This window comes from Hydrogenophaga taeniospiralis CCUG 15921 (assembly GCF_001592305.1).
Taxonomy (GTDB): Bacteria; Pseudomonadota; Gammaproteobacteria; order Burkholderiales; family Burkholderiaceae_C; genus Hydrogenophaga; species Hydrogenophaga taeniospiralis.
Window position 1 is genome coordinate 53324 of sequence record NZ_BCWR01000013.1, and the last position, 14622, is coordinate 67945.

The window sequence follows — 14622 nt, forward strand, 5'->3', positions numbered from 1 at the left end:
TCATGAGCTATGTCCGAAATTGCCCAACAGGTGAAGCGTCGCCGTACCTTCGCCATCATTTCCCACCCCGACGCGGGTAAAACGACCCTGACCGAGAAGCTGCTGCTGTTCTCGGGCGCCATCAACATCGCTGGATCGGTGAAGGCGCGCAAGGCTGCGCGCCACGCCACGTCCGACTGGATGGAGATCGAAAAGCAGCGCGGCATCTCCGTGGCGTCGTCGGTGATGCAGATGGAATACCGCGACTGCGTGATCAACCTGCTCGACACGCCCGGTCACCAGGATTTCAGCGAGGACACCTACCGCGTGCTCACCGCCGTGGATGCCGCGTTGATGGTGATCGACGCTGGCAATGGTGTGGAACCTCAGACGCGGCGACTGCTGCAGGTCTGCCGCGCGCGCAACACACCCATCCTCACCTTCGTCAACAAGATGGACCGCGAGGTGCAGGCGCCGCTGGACCTGATGGACGAGATCGAGCGTGAACTGGGCATGACGGTCGTGCCATTCACCTGGCCCGTGGGCATGGGCAAGACCTTCCGCGGTGTGTACGACCGCCGAACCGACCAGATGCGCGTGTTCGCAGCGGGCGAAGACCGCAGGGGCGGTGACGAGGAAGTGCTGGCCGGATTGGACAACGCCGAGAGCCTGAAGCGCTTCGGCGCCGAGTTCGAACAGGCCAAAGGCGAACTGGAACTGGTCGAAGGCGCTTCGCCCGCGTTCGACGAAGAACAGTTCCTGGCGGGCAAACAGACACCCATGCTGTTCGGCTCGGCGGTCAATAACTTCGGCGTGCGCGAGGTGCTGGATGCACTGGTGGACCTGGCGCCGCCTCCGGGCGACCGCCCCGCCATCCAGCGTGTGGTGCACCCTGAAGAGCCGAAGTTCACCGGCGTGGTGTTCAAGATCCAGGCCAACATGGACCCGGCGCACCGCGACCGCATCGCCTTCGTGCGCGTGGCCAGCGGCCACTTTGAACGCGGCATGAAGCTCAGGGTGGTGCGCAGCGGCAAGGATCTGCGGCCCAATACCGTGGTGAGCTTTTTGTCGCAGCGGCGCGAGCTGCTCGACGAGGCGTTTGCTGGCGACATCATCGGCATCCCGAACCATGGCGTGTTGCAGCTCGGAGACACACTCACCGAAGGTGAGAACCTGCAGTTCACCGGCCTGCCCTTCTTCGCGCCGGAAATCATCCGAAGTGTGGAAGTGGCCGACCCGTTGCGCAGCAAGCAATTGCGCGCCGGCCTGACCCAACTCGGTGAAGAGGGCGCGATCCAGGTATTCCGTCCGGTGGCGGGTTCGGTTCTGCTACTGGGCGCTGTGGGCCAACTGCAGTTCGAGGTGGTGGCGCATCGCCTGGAGCACGAATACGGCGTCAAGGCCCGCATCATGGGAAGCCCCTACCAGGTGGCCCGCTGGGTGACCTGTGCGCCGGAAGATGGTGGCGAGGTCGAGCTGAAAAAATTCATCGACGCCAACAGCCATCGGGTGGCGCTGGACGCGGTGGATGCACCCACGCTCCTGGTCGACCACCAGGCGACGCTGCGCGCCGTGGAAGCCAATTGGCCAAAAATCAAATTCCACGCGATGCGCGAGCACGCGGGTCTTGTGTTCCACAAGGGCGTGTGACCACCGTGTCTGCACGTTCCTTCTTGTGAAGGCGTAGGCCAGGCAAATAAAAAAGGCCGCTGGGGTTGCCCCCAGCGGCCTTTTGTTCAACTGAGTCAAGCAGCCTTGCGGCCGCCCAGATCAGAAGGTGTGCTTGACGCCAGCGGCGAACAGGCTGGTGTCGCCAGCAGCCTTGTTTTCCTTGCGGAAGCCGGTGTACAGCGTGGTGCGCTTGGACATGGAGTAAGCCACGCCCAGGCCAACGCTGTTGCGGTTGTCGCCACCGTCAACCTTGGACGATGCCAGGCCGGTCGACAGGGTCAGAGCAGAACCCAGGGGAACGTCGGCACCGAAAGAGTACTCGGTGGTCTTGGAACCCACTTCAGGTTTGACCTGACCGTAGCCAGCCAGCAGCTTGACAACGCCGAGGTCGTAGGAACCGTTCAGGCGGGTGAACTTGTTGCCGGTGCGATCAGCTTCGTCTTGGTAACCAAAACCCACGTAGACCGGGCCACCTTCGTACTTGACGTTCACAGAAGTCACCTTCTGCTTGGAGCCGTCCAGCGCGTAGCTGACGGCACCGCTCACGCCACCGAAGGACGGAGAAGCGTAATAGATGTTGGAGCCGGGGTTGCTGATGTAACCGGTCGAAGCCCACACCACGGTCGGGGCCAGAACGGAATCGAACACGGGGTTGGTGGCGCCGGAGATGTCGTCGTAGGCGGTGTACACGTTGCCCAGCTTCACTTCGCCGAAGCCGCCAGCCAGACCGACGTAGGCCTGACGGGCAAAGCCGTTGCCTTTCAGGGCGCCGGTGGTCAGGTCAATGCCTTCTTCGAACAGGAAGTTGGCTTTCAGGCCACCACCGAGGTCTTCGGTGCCCTTGAAGCCCAGACGGCTGGTGCTCACGCCGCCAGAGGCGAGCTGAGCGCTCGAACCCTTGGCTTTGACCAAGGCGATATCAGCAATACCGTACAAGCTCACGGAAGATTGGGCAAAAGCGGCGCCGGAGGCTGCCAGAACGGCCAAAGCAATCAGAGTTTTCTTCATGACAGGATTCCTTCTTAAGTGATGTCCGGTCTCGCAATCAAGACCAGCTGTGAGGTTGATTCACGAAGTGATGGTAATGGCCTCGCGATCAGTGCCAAGGGTTTTCCCTGCAAATATCGACTTACATACACCAGATGTCGGTTTTTTGAAACAGTCGATCCCCCAAGACACCAGCACCCTGACATATGGATACTTGTCGTTCCACAAGCAAAAAAAACCCTGCCGCATTCGCGGCAGGGTTTCCTGTTTGATCGCTTGCTGGCAAAGCCAGCGCGAGATCAGAAGTTGTGGCGCAGACCCAAACCGAGACCGTTGACGTTCTCTTCGGTCTTGCCCTTGCCATCACGCACAAAAGCCACGTACGTGAAGGTGCGCTTGCTCAGCGGGTACTTCACTTCCACCAGGGTGTTGGTGTCTTTGGCTTCGGTATCGCGAGCAATGTCGAGCACGATGTTCACAGGACCGGCCTGGACACCGCCACCGATGGAGAAGCCTTTGGAGTCACCAGCGGGGTCCATCACCGAACCAGCCAGTTGGAAGGCGCCGAAGTTGTAGTTGGCGCCAATGCCCTTGGAGGCTTCGGTACCGGTGGCCTTGGCATAGGAGAAGCCCACAGCCAGAGGACCATTCTTGTAGATGGCATTCAGGCTGTTCTTGGCGACGTCGGCGTTGTTGCCCTTGAGCACGTGACCAAAGCTGACGGAGAAGCCACCAAAGTTGGGGCTGGTGTACATCATCATGGCGTCGTTACGCGAAGGACCAGCGAAACCAAACTGGTTGGCGACCACGGAGTAGTTCGCGGTACCGGTCAGTTCCCAGGCAGCAACACCGTAGAAGTTGGGGGTCAGGCTGCGGCCCAGACGCAGGTCACCAAAACCGCCAGCCAGGTTCAACCAGGCAGCACGATCGAAGGTGTTGGCATTGGTTGCACCGGTGGCCAGGTTCACGGCCTGCTCAAAGGTGAAACCGGCCTTCAGGCCACCACCGAGGTCCTCGGTACCCTTGAAGCCCAGGCGACTGGTGCCGTTGTTCAGGCCACTGCTGGCGCCGACGGCTGCGGAGGAACCGGTCACCTTGGTCAGAGCAACGTCGGCCACGCCGTACAGGGTCACGGAGGATTGGGCAAAAGCGCTGGTGGCAGCCAGGGCGGCCAGAGCGATCAAGGTCTTTTTCATTGAAGATTTCTCCAAGGGTTGAATGTGAGGCTGCGGGTCTTGTCTGCCCGAGCCAACCTCCGTTCTGGAAGCTGTAGCCATTGCACCAGAATGCACCGGCGGCCGCCACGCCATGAGCCGCATTCGTGGGTAAACCCTGAGTCATCCCACCCCGTTTTGTTGCTCACGAACGACACTCCGGGACGCATCAAGATGAGCAGCGCCTGCAGCTGCATGCCCTCCTCCGCTGCTGGCGCTTTCTCGAGCGAAAGGCATCTTGAAGTGCCGCGGTGGCAATCCCCGTGTCGACCCGGTATCCCAACACGCCAGACGGCATACTCATGCGCACTTGATTCAAGAACGGAACCTCTCACCATGCCCATGGATGCCATGCTGATCGCCGCCGACTCGGCCCTGCGCACGTTGTTCGTCGCGCCCAGGGCATCGCGGGACTGCCCGCTACTGCCGCAAGCAGGTGGCGAGGTTCATCTGAGTGACGCCGAACGCGTGCAATCCGGCGCCTTGATGCGTGTGAACCATATGGGCGAGGTCTGTGCCCAGGCGCTGTACACCGCTCAGGCGCTCGCTGCCCGCAGCGCCAATGCAGGACGGCAACCCGATCACGCCTTGGCAGCGCAACTGGAGGCAGCGGGCCGGGAAGAAACCGACCATCTGGCCTGGACCAGAACCCGGCTGGACGAGTTGGGCGCGCGGCCGTCGTTGCTGAATCCGCTGTGGTACACGGGGGCTTTCGGCCTGGGCCTGCTGGCGGGGCGTTTCGGGCCTGGCGTCAGCCTGGGTTTCGTGGTGGAAACCGAGCGCCAGGTAGAAGCCCACCTGGCCAGTCACATGGAGCGGCTGCCGGCCCAGGACCAAGCCTCGCGCGCCATCGTGGCGCAGATGAAAGAGGATGAGGCCCGCCACGCCCGGCAGGCCCAACACGCGGGCGCGTCCGAACTGCCCATGCCGGTCAAGAGCCTGATGAAACTGGCGGCGAAGGTCATGACCACCGTGGCGCATCGGATCTGACGCGCCGCGGCACCCCACCCGATCAGGCCTCCAGCACCTCGAAACCTGTGGTGATCTCGGCCGTTTTGCCGAGCATGATGCTGGCCGAGCAGTACTTGTCGTGACTCATGGCAATGGCGCGCTCCACCGCCGCGGGCGGGATGGCCTTGCCGGTCACCGTGAAGTGCATGTGAATCCTGGTGAACACCTTGGGATCAGTTTCAGCGCGCTCCGTGGTGAGCTTGACGCTGCAGCCGCGGACATCGTGGCGTCCGCGTTTGAGGATCAGCACCACGTCGTAGGCGGTGCACCCTCCTGTGCCGGCCAGCACGGTTTCCATCGGGCGCGGCGCCAGATTGGCGCCACCGTTTTCCGGTTTGGCTGCGTCCGGGGCGCCATCCATGGCCAGAACGTGGCCGCTCCCGGTTTCAGCGACAAAGCCCATGTGGGAGCGGGTGCCGGCCGCGCCGGTCCAGGTGACAGTGCATTCCATAGGGGGTCCTGGCGTGACAAAAATGACGAAGTTCGGGGAGACTCTCTAAAAAAACAAAGCAAAACCCCCGCTGCCATGTTGCGCCGCAGCATGGCAGCGCTATACTGGCGCCATTGTATTTAAGGTTGTCTCCTCTACCCTCCACGGGTGGATTTAAGCCCGGACCGGTTCGCCAGTCCGGGTTTTTTTTGCCCGAATGGCGGCTCGATATGATGACGGCCGAGGAACCCCCATGCCCGCCCGCCCACAAAAACCCGCCCCGAGCCCAGTTTTGCCCAGTCCATCCCCCGTCACCACGCTCGGGCCGGCCGACTACCTGAAGAAGATCCTGACCGCCCGGGTCTACGACGTGGCCGTGGAATCGGCCCTTGAACCCGCGAAGAATCTGAGTCGCCGCCTGCACAACACGGTGCTGCTCAAGCGGGAAGACCAGCAGCCGGTGTTCAGTTTCAAGCTGCGCGGGGCGTACAACAAGATGGCCCACCTGTCGGAGGATCAGCTCCAGAAAGGCGTGATCTGTGCCTCGGCCGGCAACCATGCCCAGGGCGTGGCGCTGGGCGCACACAAGCTCGGCACCCGGGCCGTCATCGTCATGCCCACCACCACGCCCCAGGTCAAGGTGGACGCGGTGCGCGCACTGGGCGGTGAGGTCGTGTTGCACGGCGACAGCTACTCCGACGCCTACACCCATTCGTTGGCGCTGCAAAAGAAGCAGGGGCTCACTTTCGTGCATCCTTTTGACGATCCGGACGTGATCGCGGGACAGGGCACGATTGCGATGGAGATCCTGCGCCAGCTGCAGAGCCTGGGTTCGGACCATCTGGACGCCGTGTTCGTCGCCATTGGTGGTGGCGGCCTGATTTCCGGCGTGGCCAACTACATCAAGGCGGTGCGCCCTGAGATCAAGGTGATCGGGGTGCAGACCATCGATTCGGACGCGATGCTGCAGTCGGTGAACGCGGGTGGGCGCGTGACGCTGCAGGATGTGGGTCTGTTCGCCGACGGCACGGCGGTCAAGCTGGTGGGCGAAGAAACCTTCCGGATCGCCAGCGGACTGGTGGACGAGTTCGTGGTGGTGGACACCGACGCGGTGTGCGCCGCCATCAAGGACATCTTTGTCGACACGCGCAGCATCGTTGAACCCTCGGGGGCGCTGGCGGTGGCCGCCATCAAGCAGTACGTGTCCACGCACAAGACGAAAGGCGAAACCTACGCCGCCATCCTGTGTGGCGCCAACATGAACTTCGACCGGCTGCGTTTCGTGGCCGAGCGGGCCGAGGTGGGCGAAGAACGCGAAGCGCTGCTGGCCGTGACCATCCCCGAGGAACGCGGCAGCTTCCGGCGCTTCTGCGAACTGATCGGCGACCTGCCGGCGTTCGGCGGCAGCAAGGGCGCACGCAACGTGACCGAGTTCAACTACCGCATTCACGACGACCGGCTGGCGCACGTGTTCGTGGGCCTGACCACCCAGGGCAAAGGCGAGTCCGGAAAAATCGCCCAGACACTGGGCAAACACGGCTTCGAGACGCTGGATCTCACCCACGACGACCTGGCCAAGGAACACATCCGCCACATGGTGGGCGGGCATTCTCCGCTGGCACAGGACGAGCGGCTGTTGCGCTTCGTGTTTCCCGAGCGCCCGGGGGCCCTGCTGAAGTTCCTGAGCCTGATGCGTCCGGGCTGGAACATCAGCCTGTTCCATTACCGCAACCAGGGCGCCGACTACGGCCGCATCCTGGTGGGTCTGCAGGTCCCGGCCAAGGACGACAAGGCCTTTGCCAAGTTCCTGGAGACACTGGGCTATCCGTATGTGGAAGAAACCCAGAATCCGGTGTACCGTCTGTTCCTCAAGAGCTGACCCCCACGAGTCCAAGTACCCATGAACACCGCGACCCTTCCCGTCCCAGAGGATGTGAGCCCCCGGGAAGAGATTCATGGCTTGCGGCTCCCCCCGATCTCGCCCACCGCCGACGCCGGGCTGGAGGTCGAACTGCGCGGGCGTCTCTCAAGAAAAGAACTGCCCGAGCATGCCCTGGGTCGCATCGAGGCCCTGGCGCTGCAACTGGCACGCATACAGCATGCCGATCCGACGCAGTTCGACCCACTCGCTTTTCTGGCCCCCCAGATCCTCGTGTTCGCGGGGGACCACGGCATTGCCGATGAGGGGGTTTCCGTGTTCCCCCAGGACACGACCCGCCTGCGCGTGCTGCAGATGCTGCAGGGCACCGCGGTGGTGAACAGCCTGGCGCAACTGCACGGTTTCAACCTGACGGTGGTGGATGCCGGCCTGGCATCCCACATCAACCTGCCCAGCGATACCGTGCCCAGCGCCACCCTGCTGCCGCGCAAGATCGGCTACGGCACGCGCAATATGGTGCTGAGTCCCGCGATGTCGATCACCCAGGCCGTGGCCGCCATGCACGCGGGCATGGATGTGGTGCGCCACCTGCCGGGCAACCTCCTGGCACTGGGCGACGTCGGTGTGGCGGCCACGTCCTGCGCGGCGCTGATGCTGTCCCGGCTGTGCGGCGTGCCGCTGGCCGACGCCTGCGGACGCGGCAGTGGGCTGGACGAAACCCAATTGAAACACAAGCTGCAGAAGCTCTTCGCCGCCGCCAGCCGGCACCGCAAGGCCACCGCGCCGCTGGAAGTGCTGGCGGCCATGGGTGGCTTCGAGATCGCGATGCTGACGGGTGCGATGCTGCAAGCCGCCAGCGAGCGGCGGGTGGTGCTGGTGGACGGTTTCGTGGCCAGTGCGGCGGCCCTGGTCGCCCGCGCCCTGGTACCGGCCTGCGCGGACTACCTGGTTTTTGCCCACCGCTCGGCAGAGCCGGGCCACCGCCTGCTGCTGATCCACCTGCAGGCACAGCCCCTGCTGGACATGGAACTGCGCATGGGGCAAGGCGTGGGCACCCTGCTCGCGTGGCCGCTGCTGCTGGCGGCGCAACGCTTGCTGGAACCCCAACGCGGTCATTGACCGCCCTCAGTCCCTCAACCACCGCCGGTGGCCAGCCAGACGGGCCGCATCGTCCCAGCCACGACACTGGCGGGACAGCGCGGGCCAGATGCGCAGCAGCAACTCGCTCTCGGCCAGGGCGTCGGCGGCGGCCTGGTGGCGTTGCGCGCACTCAATGCCGAAATGCTGGAGCCAGTCATCGAGTGAACGGGCCGGTACGCCGCCCTGCGTCAGAGCACAGAGAGACTCCAGGTCCAGCCAGGGGTTGGTCAGCCGGCGGCCCAGGTGCTGCTGGCAATGACGCCCAATCAGGCCTTCATCGAACCCGCTGCGAAACGCCAGCAAGGGGGACGACTGCACGAAGTCGGCCAAGGCCTGCAGCGCCGCCGCGGGCTCCAGCCCGGCACGCTGGCGTTGTTCGCCCACGCCGTGCAGCAGCTGCACTTCGAAACTGTCGCCGAGGGTAATGTCCAGGCGCCCCCGCGCCCAGTCCACCCGCAGGGCGACCGCGGCGATCGCCAGCAAGCTGTCCCGGGAGACGTCCAGCCCGCTGGTTTCCACATCGAGCACCACCCAGCGCTCCAGCTCGGGGCGCCCGGCCGCGCCCGCACGGTGCCCGGACAGGAGGCGCCGCCACCACGCATGGACCCGCTGCGGCAGAGCGCTCATCGTTCGTAGTCGAGCTTCACCCGCTGCTGCAGGGTGCGCGCCACGCGCAGCGTCTCCTTGAGGATGCGGCGGTCGATGTCGTTGAGTCCGCCCACGGCGATGCGGTTGGCGCTGTCGCCCACGGTGGTGCCATCGAGCTGGGCGCGCAGCCGCAGCATCTGCAGGAACTCGAACCCGCCGACCCAGGCCTGGTGCTCGTGCGGAGGCACACCCAGCAGGGGCCCCAGTGCCTCGAAGCGTTCGCGCGTGCCAGTGGCCGGGACACCGCGGGCCAGCGCGTACAGGCGCGCCACGTCCACGAAGATCGCCGTGCCCTGCAGCTTGAGGTCGAGCGTGGCCACGCCGTCCACCGGGGTGGTGTCGATCTGGCCCAGCCAGTTCAGCGGCGCGCCATGCGCCAGGCCATTGACCGCGAGCTGGCGCAGGAAACGCGGGTTGGCCGCGGCGCGCCGGGTGACGAATTCGCGCAAGTCGGCGGCCAGCGCCGGCCGGCCCGCGAGGGCACGGAAGTCGAAATAGATGCTGGCGTTGAGCAGGTCGTTGGGGGAGCCCTGGTCGATCCACTGGGCAAACCGCTGCCGCCATTCGCTCTCGGTGAGACAGCAGTCCGGGTTGCTGGCCATGATGTTGCCCCGGCACAGCGGGTAGCCGCAGGCGTCCAGCGCTTCGTTCACCTCGCGGGCAAAGGCCAGCAGGCGCGCCTTGTCGTGGGGTGGTCCATCGGCCGGGTCGGCGAGGATGAGGGCGTTGTCCTGGTCGGTGGCGATGGTCTGTTCGCCGCGCCCCTCGGAGCCCAGCGCGACCCAGCAGAACCGCTGCGGATCGAGCCCGTGCTCCGCCGCCTTGATCTCCAGCAGGCGGGCGGTCAACACGTCGTTGAGGTGGCTGATGAGCGCGGTGAGCTGCTTGGCCTGCACGCCCTGCCCGAGCAGGCTGCGGGCGAAACGCCGGATGTCGTGCGCCACCAGCTTGAGCGTGGGCACGTCGGCCGCGTTGCGGATACTGCCGCTGACGTGCTTGAGGCTCAGGCGCTGCAGGGCAAACAGGTCGCGCTCGGAGACGATGCCCACGGCACGCCCCTCGCGGGTGATGGGCACATGGCGGATGCCGTGCTGGGACATGAGCAGGGCCGCGTCCTGCGCGGTGTGCGCGGTGGTGAGGCTGTGCACCGGCTGCACCATGACCTGCGCGATGGGCGTGGCCATGGGCAGTTGCGCCAGGGCCACGCGGCCGAGGATGTCGTACCGGGTCAGGATGCCCACCGGCTCGCCGGCGGGGTTGACCACCAGCATGGAGCCGATGCGCAGGCGGTGCATCTGCGACAGCACGTCCTGCAGCGGCGTGTCGGGTGAGCAGGTCACGGGCGCCTTGTGGCACAGCTGGGCCAGCGGGGTCTCCAGCGACTGTTCGGCCAGCGCCTGCGAGGCATAGACCACCTGCAGGGCGGCACGCGACAGGTCCAGAAACTTCAGGATGCGGCGGTTGAGGAAGTCGCCGAACACCGGGCTGGTTTCGGCGAGCGCCTGCATCTCGTCAGCGGGCAGGCCCAGCACGAACGTGTCCTCGGTGGCGCTGTAGGTGGTGGTGGGCGCACGCCGGGCCAGCACGGCGCTGATGGGAAACAGGTCACCGGCCTCGTACTGGAAGGCGCCACCGGCCACGTCCGACAGACCGCGCTTGCCGGTGATGGCCCCGCGGCGGATGAAGAACAGCTCGCGCACCGGCCCGTCCTCCGGACGGACCACCGCTTCGCCCGGCGCGAAATAGGCCTGGCGTGAAGCGGCCACGAAGGCCTTCACATGGGCCGGCTCCATTTCGTTGAACGGCGGATGCCGCTGCAACTCCAGGCAGAGGTTGTTCAACAGGTTGCCCGAGGGCTTGAGCAACGGGTCGGCGGCGTTGGCAGGGACCGCCTGCGCGCCATGCGGTCGGTCCGGGGGCGCAGCGGGGTTCAAGCGGCGAGCCCCATCAGTCGGCGACCGGCGCCAGTTCCAGTTCCACGGTGCTCGGCCCGTTGAGGGCGGGGCCCAGCCGCGCCACGCGCCGCTCCACCGACTGCAGCACCAGTTCGCCTTCCAGCACCGCACCCACGGTGTAGGGGCGCGGCGGCTGGTCGTTCACCGCGATCAGCGCCGCGCCGCTCTGGTTGCGCCGGGACACCACGCCGACCAGCCGGTACCGCGTGGCGGGCGGCGCAGGTGCTGCGGTTTCGGTCGCGACCTGGGGAAACGACCCCAGTGCACGGGCCACCAGGGCCACATCGGTCTGCGGCAGGCTGGCGGCCGAGGCGCTCACCGGCACCATGGGGCCGCGCCCCCAGGCCAGCAGCACCCAGTAGCCGGCGCTGAGCCCCACCAACAGCCAGAGCAGTCCGGCCATCCAGGCCGGCCAGCCGCGCGCGGTGACGCCCCCACCCGACAGGCCCGCGAGGGGTAATCTCCAACGACCAGACAGTGCCACCTTGTTCATGGCCGCATTATGATCGACCGTTTGTCACGCCCCCGGGGCTGGCGCCCACGAGACGTGTCTTGTCTCCAGGTCGCGCCGCCAGCCCGCTTGAGGCCCGATTCGGGAGATCGATTTGAAACGCCTTTGCCCTCCGCCCACACCCGGCACCCACCCCGCGCACGGCCCAGCACGCCGGGCGCTGCAGCGTGGCTTCACGCTGATCGAACTCATGGTGGTGCTGGTCATCATCGGCGTGCTGGCCGCGCTGATCGTGCCCAATGTGCTCGACCGCGCCGATGACGCGCGGGTGACCGCCGCCCGCACCGACGTGAACAACCTGATGCAGGCGCTCAAGCTCTACCGGCTGGACAACCAGCGCTACCCCAGCACCGAGCAGGGCCTGAACGCCCTGGTGGCCCGCCCCACCACCGCGCCGGTGCCGCCGAACTGGCGCCCGTACCTGGACAAGCTGCCGGCCGACCCCTGGAACCGACCCTACCAGTACCTGAGCCCCGGCGTGCACGGCGAAGTCGATGTGCTGTCGCTGGGGGCCGACGGTCAGCCGGGCGGCGAAGCCAGGGATGCCGACGTCGGCAGCTGGCAATGAACACGCCCGCTTCCCTCCTGGGGGACGGTGCCCTTTGACCGGCAACGCCGGCTCGTCGGCACCGGCTGGATGCAGACAGCTCGCGCGCCAGGCCCAAGGCATTCGATCATGAGCGGCAAGCGCCTCCAAGCCCATGGAAGCCGGGGTTTCACCTTGCTGGAGCTGATGGTGGTGGTGTCCATCGTGGCGCTAGCCACGGCCGGCGTGAGCTTCGCCCTGCGCGACAACGATGCCACCTTGCTGGAACGCGAAGGCCTGCGCCTGTCGGCCCTGCTGGAGTCGGCCCGGGCGCAGTCGCGCACCAGCGGCGTGGCGGTGCTCTGGCGTGGTTCGGATCAGGGTTTCGAGTTCATCGGCCACGCGGTCCGGGAGGGCAGCCCGCTGGCCGGCGCCCGCAGCTGGCTGCAGCCCGACACCCACCCGCAGATCACCCAACCCGTGGGCGCGGAGACGCTGACCCTGGGCCCCGAACCGCTGATCGCGGCCCAGCGCCTGGTGATCCAGCAGGGCGAACGCCGCCTCACGCTGGCCACCGATGGGCTGGCGCCCTTCAAGGTGGTGCCCGAGGAGCCCGTGCCATGAGCGCCGCCCGGCCGTTCCGAAGGCGCTCAGCCCCGCAGTGCGCAGCACGGAGGGTAGTCCAGTGAGCGCCGCGCCGGGCCGATCCCAAGCGAGCTCGCACCGCAGCCTGCAGGGCGAAGGTACTCCAGTGAGCCCTCGCCAGCGAGAGCGGCGCGCGGGCGGTTTCACCCTGATCGAAATCCTGGTGGCGCTGGCGGTGGTGGCCATCACCCTGGCCGCGGGGGTGCAGGCCACCGGTGCACTCACACGCGCCGCCAGCCGCCAGAGCGACCAGTGGCTGGCCCAGCTCTGCGCCGAGAACGAATTCGCGCGGCTGCGCCTGACGCGCCAGTTGCCCAGCGTGGGGGAGAGCACCGTGGCCTGCGAGCAGGCGGGCCAGATGCTGCAGGTGCGGCTGTCGGTCCAGCCCACCCCCAACCCGAACTTCCGGCGCGTGGACGCGGTGGTCGAAGCGCCGGTGGACGGCGTGGTCGCACGCCTGCTCAGCCTGTCCACGGTGATGGGGAGGTATTGAATGAAGCCCCCCCGTGGAATGAAGCACCCCCGCAGCGCTTCGCGCTACCCCCTCAAGGGGGCAACGCAATGCGGCCCGGCAAAGCCGGTTCCGCTGCGTTCTGGGCTGAGACACTGCGCTCCGGACAACCCTCGCGGCCTCGGTGCCCATCGGTTGGACGCTTGCATGCGTCGCGACAGTCCTCTACGACGCAAGTCGCGGGGTTTCACTCTGATCGAGCTGCTGGTCGCCATTGCGGTGATGTCCATGCTGGCGCTGCTGAGCTGGCGCTCGATCGACGGCATGACCCGCACGCAGACCCTCACCCAGCAACGCTCCGACGATCTGATGCGCATGCAGGCGGCGTTGGGTCAGTGGGCCGCCGACCTCGACGCGGTGGTGGAAACCGGCGAGGTGAGCATGCTCGATTTCGACGGCCGGGTGCTGCGCCTGACACGCCGTGACAGCGCCGAAACCGGCCTCGACAGCCCGGGCCTGCGGGTGGTGGCCTGGACCCACACCAGCGGCGTGGCCCAGACCGCCGGCAGCACGGCCGCCATGCTGGGCGCCGGGCAATGGGCGCGCTGGCAGTCGCCCCCGCTGCGTCGGCGCGACGAACTGGCCCGCGCCTGGCAACGGGCGGCGGAGTGGGCGCAAAGCGGCGGCACTCTGCCAGAGAACACCAGCACCGACAGCGCCATTGCGCTGATGGGCATCAAGCAATGGCAGTTGTTCTACCACCGGGGTGAAACCTGGAGCAACCCGCTCTCGGCGGTCGGCACCGAGGCCGCCGACAGTTCTCCCGCCAACCTGGCCGCCATGCCCAATGGCGTGCGCCTGGTGCTCACCCTCTCGGGAGAACAGAGCCTCTCGGGCACCGTCGTGCGCGACTGGGTGCGCCCGACGCTGGAGGCCGGGCGGTGATCACGATGGTGGTGATGCCCCCACGCTCCACCGCTGTGCGGGTCGCTGCCCCCCGAGGGGGCTGTTTCACCTGGGGGCGGCCCGGCGGTGAAACCATGCCCCCTTGCGTTCCGCGCCCATCGGGCGCGCCCCGGGGCTCCGCCGCTGCGCGGCAGCGCGGCGCGGCGCTGCTGCTGGCGATGTTGACGGTCGCGCTGGTGGCCACGCTGGCGACGGCGGCGCTGTGGCAGCAGTGGCGAGCCATCGAGGTGGAGACGGCCGAGCGTCAGCGCCTGCAGGCCGGCTGGATACTGACCGGCGCGCTGGACTGGTCGCGTCTGATCCTGCGCGAAGACGCCCGCAGCGGGCGCAGCAGCGGCAATGTCGACCACCTGGGTGAACCCTGGGCCGTGCCGCTGGAGGAAGCCCGCCTCAGCAGTTTTCTGGCAGTGGACAAGAACAACACCGACAACGACGCCCTGCAGGCCTTTCTGTCGGGCGAGGTGATCGACCAGCAGTCGCGCATGAATTTCATGAACGTCGTGCGGACGACCCGAACCGGTTCAGGTTCAGGTTCAGGTTCAGGTTCAGGTTCAGGTTCAGGTTCAGGTTCAGGTTCAGGTTCAGGTTCAGGTTCAGGTTCAGGTTCAG

The 14622-nt window shown here is 66.4% G+C and carries 14 protein-coding genes and 1 pseudogene; 9 read left to right on the plus strand and 6 right to left on the minus strand.

What is annotated here, in order from left to right:
* Nucleotides 1-9: 9 nt before the first annotated feature.
* Nucleotides 10-1629 (plus strand): peptide chain release factor 3, encoded by a 1620-nt coding sequence (locus tag HTA01S_RS16570; RefSeq protein WP_068173848.1) that lies wholly within the window; start codon nucleotides 10-12, stop codon nucleotides 1627-1629.
* A gap of 120 nt (nucleotides 1630-1749) precedes the next feature.
* Here the strand turns inward: HTA01S_RS16570 and HTA01S_RS16575 are convergent, their stop codons facing one another.
* Complete coding sequence (locus HTA01S_RS16575; RefSeq protein ID WP_068173849.1) at nucleotides 1750-2658, minus strand: porin; 909 nt, start codon at nucleotides 2656-2658, stop codon at nucleotides 1750-1752.
* 278 nt (nucleotides 2659-2936) lie between these two features.
* Nucleotides 2937-3833 carry a porin gene (locus HTA01S_RS16580; protein WP_068173850.1) on the minus strand — a complete coding sequence of 299 codons (897 nt, stop codon included), beginning with the start codon at nucleotides 3831-3833 and terminating at the stop codon, nucleotides 2937-2939.
* A 354-nt stretch (nucleotides 3834-4187) separates the two neighbouring features.
* Between HTA01S_RS16580 and coq7 the strand changes: the two genes are divergently transcribed.
* Nucleotides 4188-4841 (plus strand): 2-polyprenyl-3-methyl-6-methoxy-1,4-benzoquinone monooxygenase, encoded by a 654-nt coding sequence (coq7, locus tag HTA01S_RS16585; RefSeq protein WP_068173851.1) that lies wholly within the window; start codon nucleotides 4188-4190, stop codon nucleotides 4839-4841.
* Nucleotides 4842-4863: 22 nt separating this feature from the next.
* Here coq7 and HTA01S_RS16590 read toward each other — a convergent pair whose 3' ends face one another.
* Nucleotides 4864-5313 carry an OsmC family protein gene (locus tag HTA01S_RS16590; RefSeq protein ID WP_068173852.1) on the minus strand — a complete coding sequence of 150 codons (450 nt, stop codon included), beginning with the start codon at nucleotides 5311-5313 and terminating at the stop codon, nucleotides 4864-4866.
* Between the two features lie 232 nt (nucleotides 5314-5545).
* On the opposite strand from HTA01S_RS16590, the gene ilvA reads away from it, so the two are divergent.
* Both ilvA and cobT read left to right on the plus strand, forming a co-directional pair.
* Nucleotides 5546-7171 carry a threonine ammonia-lyase, biosynthetic gene (gene ilvA / locus HTA01S_RS16595; protein ID WP_084236182.1) on the plus strand — a complete coding sequence of 542 codons (1626 nt, stop codon included), beginning with the start codon at nucleotides 5546-5548 and terminating at the stop codon, nucleotides 7169-7171.
* An 81-nt stretch (nucleotides 7172-7252) separates the two neighbouring features.
* A complete protein-coding gene (gene cobT, locus HTA01S_RS16600) occupies nucleotides 7253-8290 on the plus strand; it encodes a nicotinate-nucleotide--dimethylbenzimidazole phosphoribosyltransferase (RefSeq protein ID WP_245638109.1) in 1038 nt (345 codons plus the stop codon).
* Nucleotides 8291-8296: 6 nt separating this feature from the next.
* Here cobT and HTA01S_RS16605 read toward each other — a convergent pair whose 3' ends face one another.
* From HTA01S_RS16605 to HTA01S_RS16615, 3 genes are read right to left on the minus strand one after another with little or no spacing between them, the layout of a single operon-like run.
* Complete coding sequence (locus tag HTA01S_RS16605; protein WP_068173854.1) at nucleotides 8297-8938, minus strand: 3'-5' exonuclease; 642 nt, start codon at nucleotides 8936-8938, stop codon at nucleotides 8297-8299.
* Nucleotides 8935-10893 (minus strand): DUF294 nucleotidyltransferase-like domain-containing protein, encoded by a 1959-nt coding sequence (locus HTA01S_RS16610; RefSeq protein ID WP_245638110.1) that lies wholly within the window; start codon nucleotides 10891-10893, stop codon nucleotides 8935-8937. The genes HTA01S_RS16605 and HTA01S_RS16610 overlap by 4 nt, the downstream gene beginning before the upstream one ends.
* 13 nt (nucleotides 10894-10906) lie before the next feature.
* Nucleotides 10907-11407 carry a type II secretion system protein N gene (locus tag HTA01S_RS16615; RefSeq protein WP_245638111.1) on the minus strand — a complete coding sequence of 167 codons (501 nt, stop codon included), beginning with the start codon at nucleotides 11405-11407 and terminating at the stop codon, nucleotides 10907-10909.
* 112 nt (nucleotides 11408-11519) lie between these two features.
* Between HTA01S_RS16615 and gspG the strand changes: the two genes are divergently transcribed.
* From gspG to HTA01S_RS16640, 5 genes and pseudogenes are all read left to right on the plus strand, one after another.
* Nucleotides 11520-11993, plus strand: coding sequence for a type II secretion system major pseudopilin GspG (gspG, locus tag HTA01S_RS16620; RefSeq protein ID WP_068173856.1), 474 nt, complete (start codon nucleotides 11520-11522; stop codon nucleotides 11991-11993).
* A gap of 108 nt (nucleotides 11994-12101) precedes the next feature.
* Nucleotides 12102-12575 carry a prepilin-type N-terminal cleavage/methylation domain-containing protein gene (locus HTA01S_RS16625; protein WP_068173857.1) on the plus strand — a complete coding sequence of 158 codons (474 nt, stop codon included), beginning with the start codon at nucleotides 12102-12104 and terminating at the stop codon, nucleotides 12573-12575.
* A gap of 127 nt (nucleotides 12576-12702) precedes the next feature.
* Nucleotides 12703-13089 carry a type II secretion system minor pseudopilin GspI gene (gene gspI / locus HTA01S_RS16630; RefSeq protein ID WP_068173858.1) on the plus strand — a complete coding sequence of 129 codons (387 nt, stop codon included), beginning with the start codon at nucleotides 12703-12705 and terminating at the stop codon, nucleotides 13087-13089.
* 165 nt (nucleotides 13090-13254) lie between these two features.
* A complete protein-coding gene (locus HTA01S_RS16635) occupies nucleotides 13255-13992 on the plus strand; it encodes a PulJ/GspJ family protein (RefSeq protein ID WP_068173859.1) in 738 nt (245 codons plus the stop codon).
* A gap of 95 nt (nucleotides 13993-14087) precedes the next feature.
* Nucleotides 14088-14622: pseudogene (locus tag HTA01S_RS16640) on the plus strand (type II secretion system protein GspK); the annotation flags it as partial.

What these genes read in the sequence shown, in the direction of transcription:
- HTA01S_RS16570 (WP_068173848.1), top strand. Translation starts at nt 10, where the DNA reads ATGTCCGAAATTGCCCAACAGGTGAAGCGTCGCCGTACCTTCGCCATC.
- HTA01S_RS16575 (WP_068173849.1), bottom strand. Translation starts at nt 2,658, where the DNA reads ATGAAGAAAACTCTGATTGCTTTGGCCGTTCTGGCAGCCTCCGGCGCC.
- HTA01S_RS16580 (WP_068173850.1), bottom strand. Translation starts at nt 3,833, where the DNA reads ATGAAAAAGACCTTGATCGCTCTGGCCGCCCTGGCTGCCACCAGCGCT.
- coq7 (WP_068173851.1), top strand. Translation starts at nt 4,188, where the DNA reads ATGCCCATGGATGCCATGCTGATCGCCGCCGACTCGGCCCTGCGCACG.
- HTA01S_RS16590 (WP_068173852.1), bottom strand. Translation starts at nt 5,313, where the DNA reads ATGGAATGCACTGTCACCTGGACCGGCGCGGCCGGCACCCGCTCCCAC.
- ilvA (WP_084236182.1), top strand. Translation starts at nt 5,546, where the DNA reads ATGCCCGCCCGCCCACAAAAACCCGCCCCGAGCCCAGTTTTGCCCAGT.
- HTA01S_RS16605 (WP_068173854.1), bottom strand. Translation starts at nt 8,938, where the DNA reads ATGAGCGCTCTGCCGCAGCGGGTCCATGCGTGGTGGCGGCGCCTCCTG.
- HTA01S_RS16615 (WP_245638111.1), bottom strand. Translation starts at nt 11,407, where the DNA reads ATGAACAAGGTGGCACTGTCTGGTCGTTGGAGATTACCCCTCGCGGGC.
- HTA01S_RS16625 (WP_068173857.1), top strand. Translation starts at nt 12,102, where the DNA reads ATGAGCGGCAAGCGCCTCCAAGCCCATGGAAGCCGGGGTTTCACCTTG.
- HTA01S_RS16635 (WP_068173859.1), top strand. Translation starts at nt 13,255, where the DNA reads ATGCGTCGCGACAGTCCTCTACGACGCAAGTCGCGGGGTTTCACTCTG.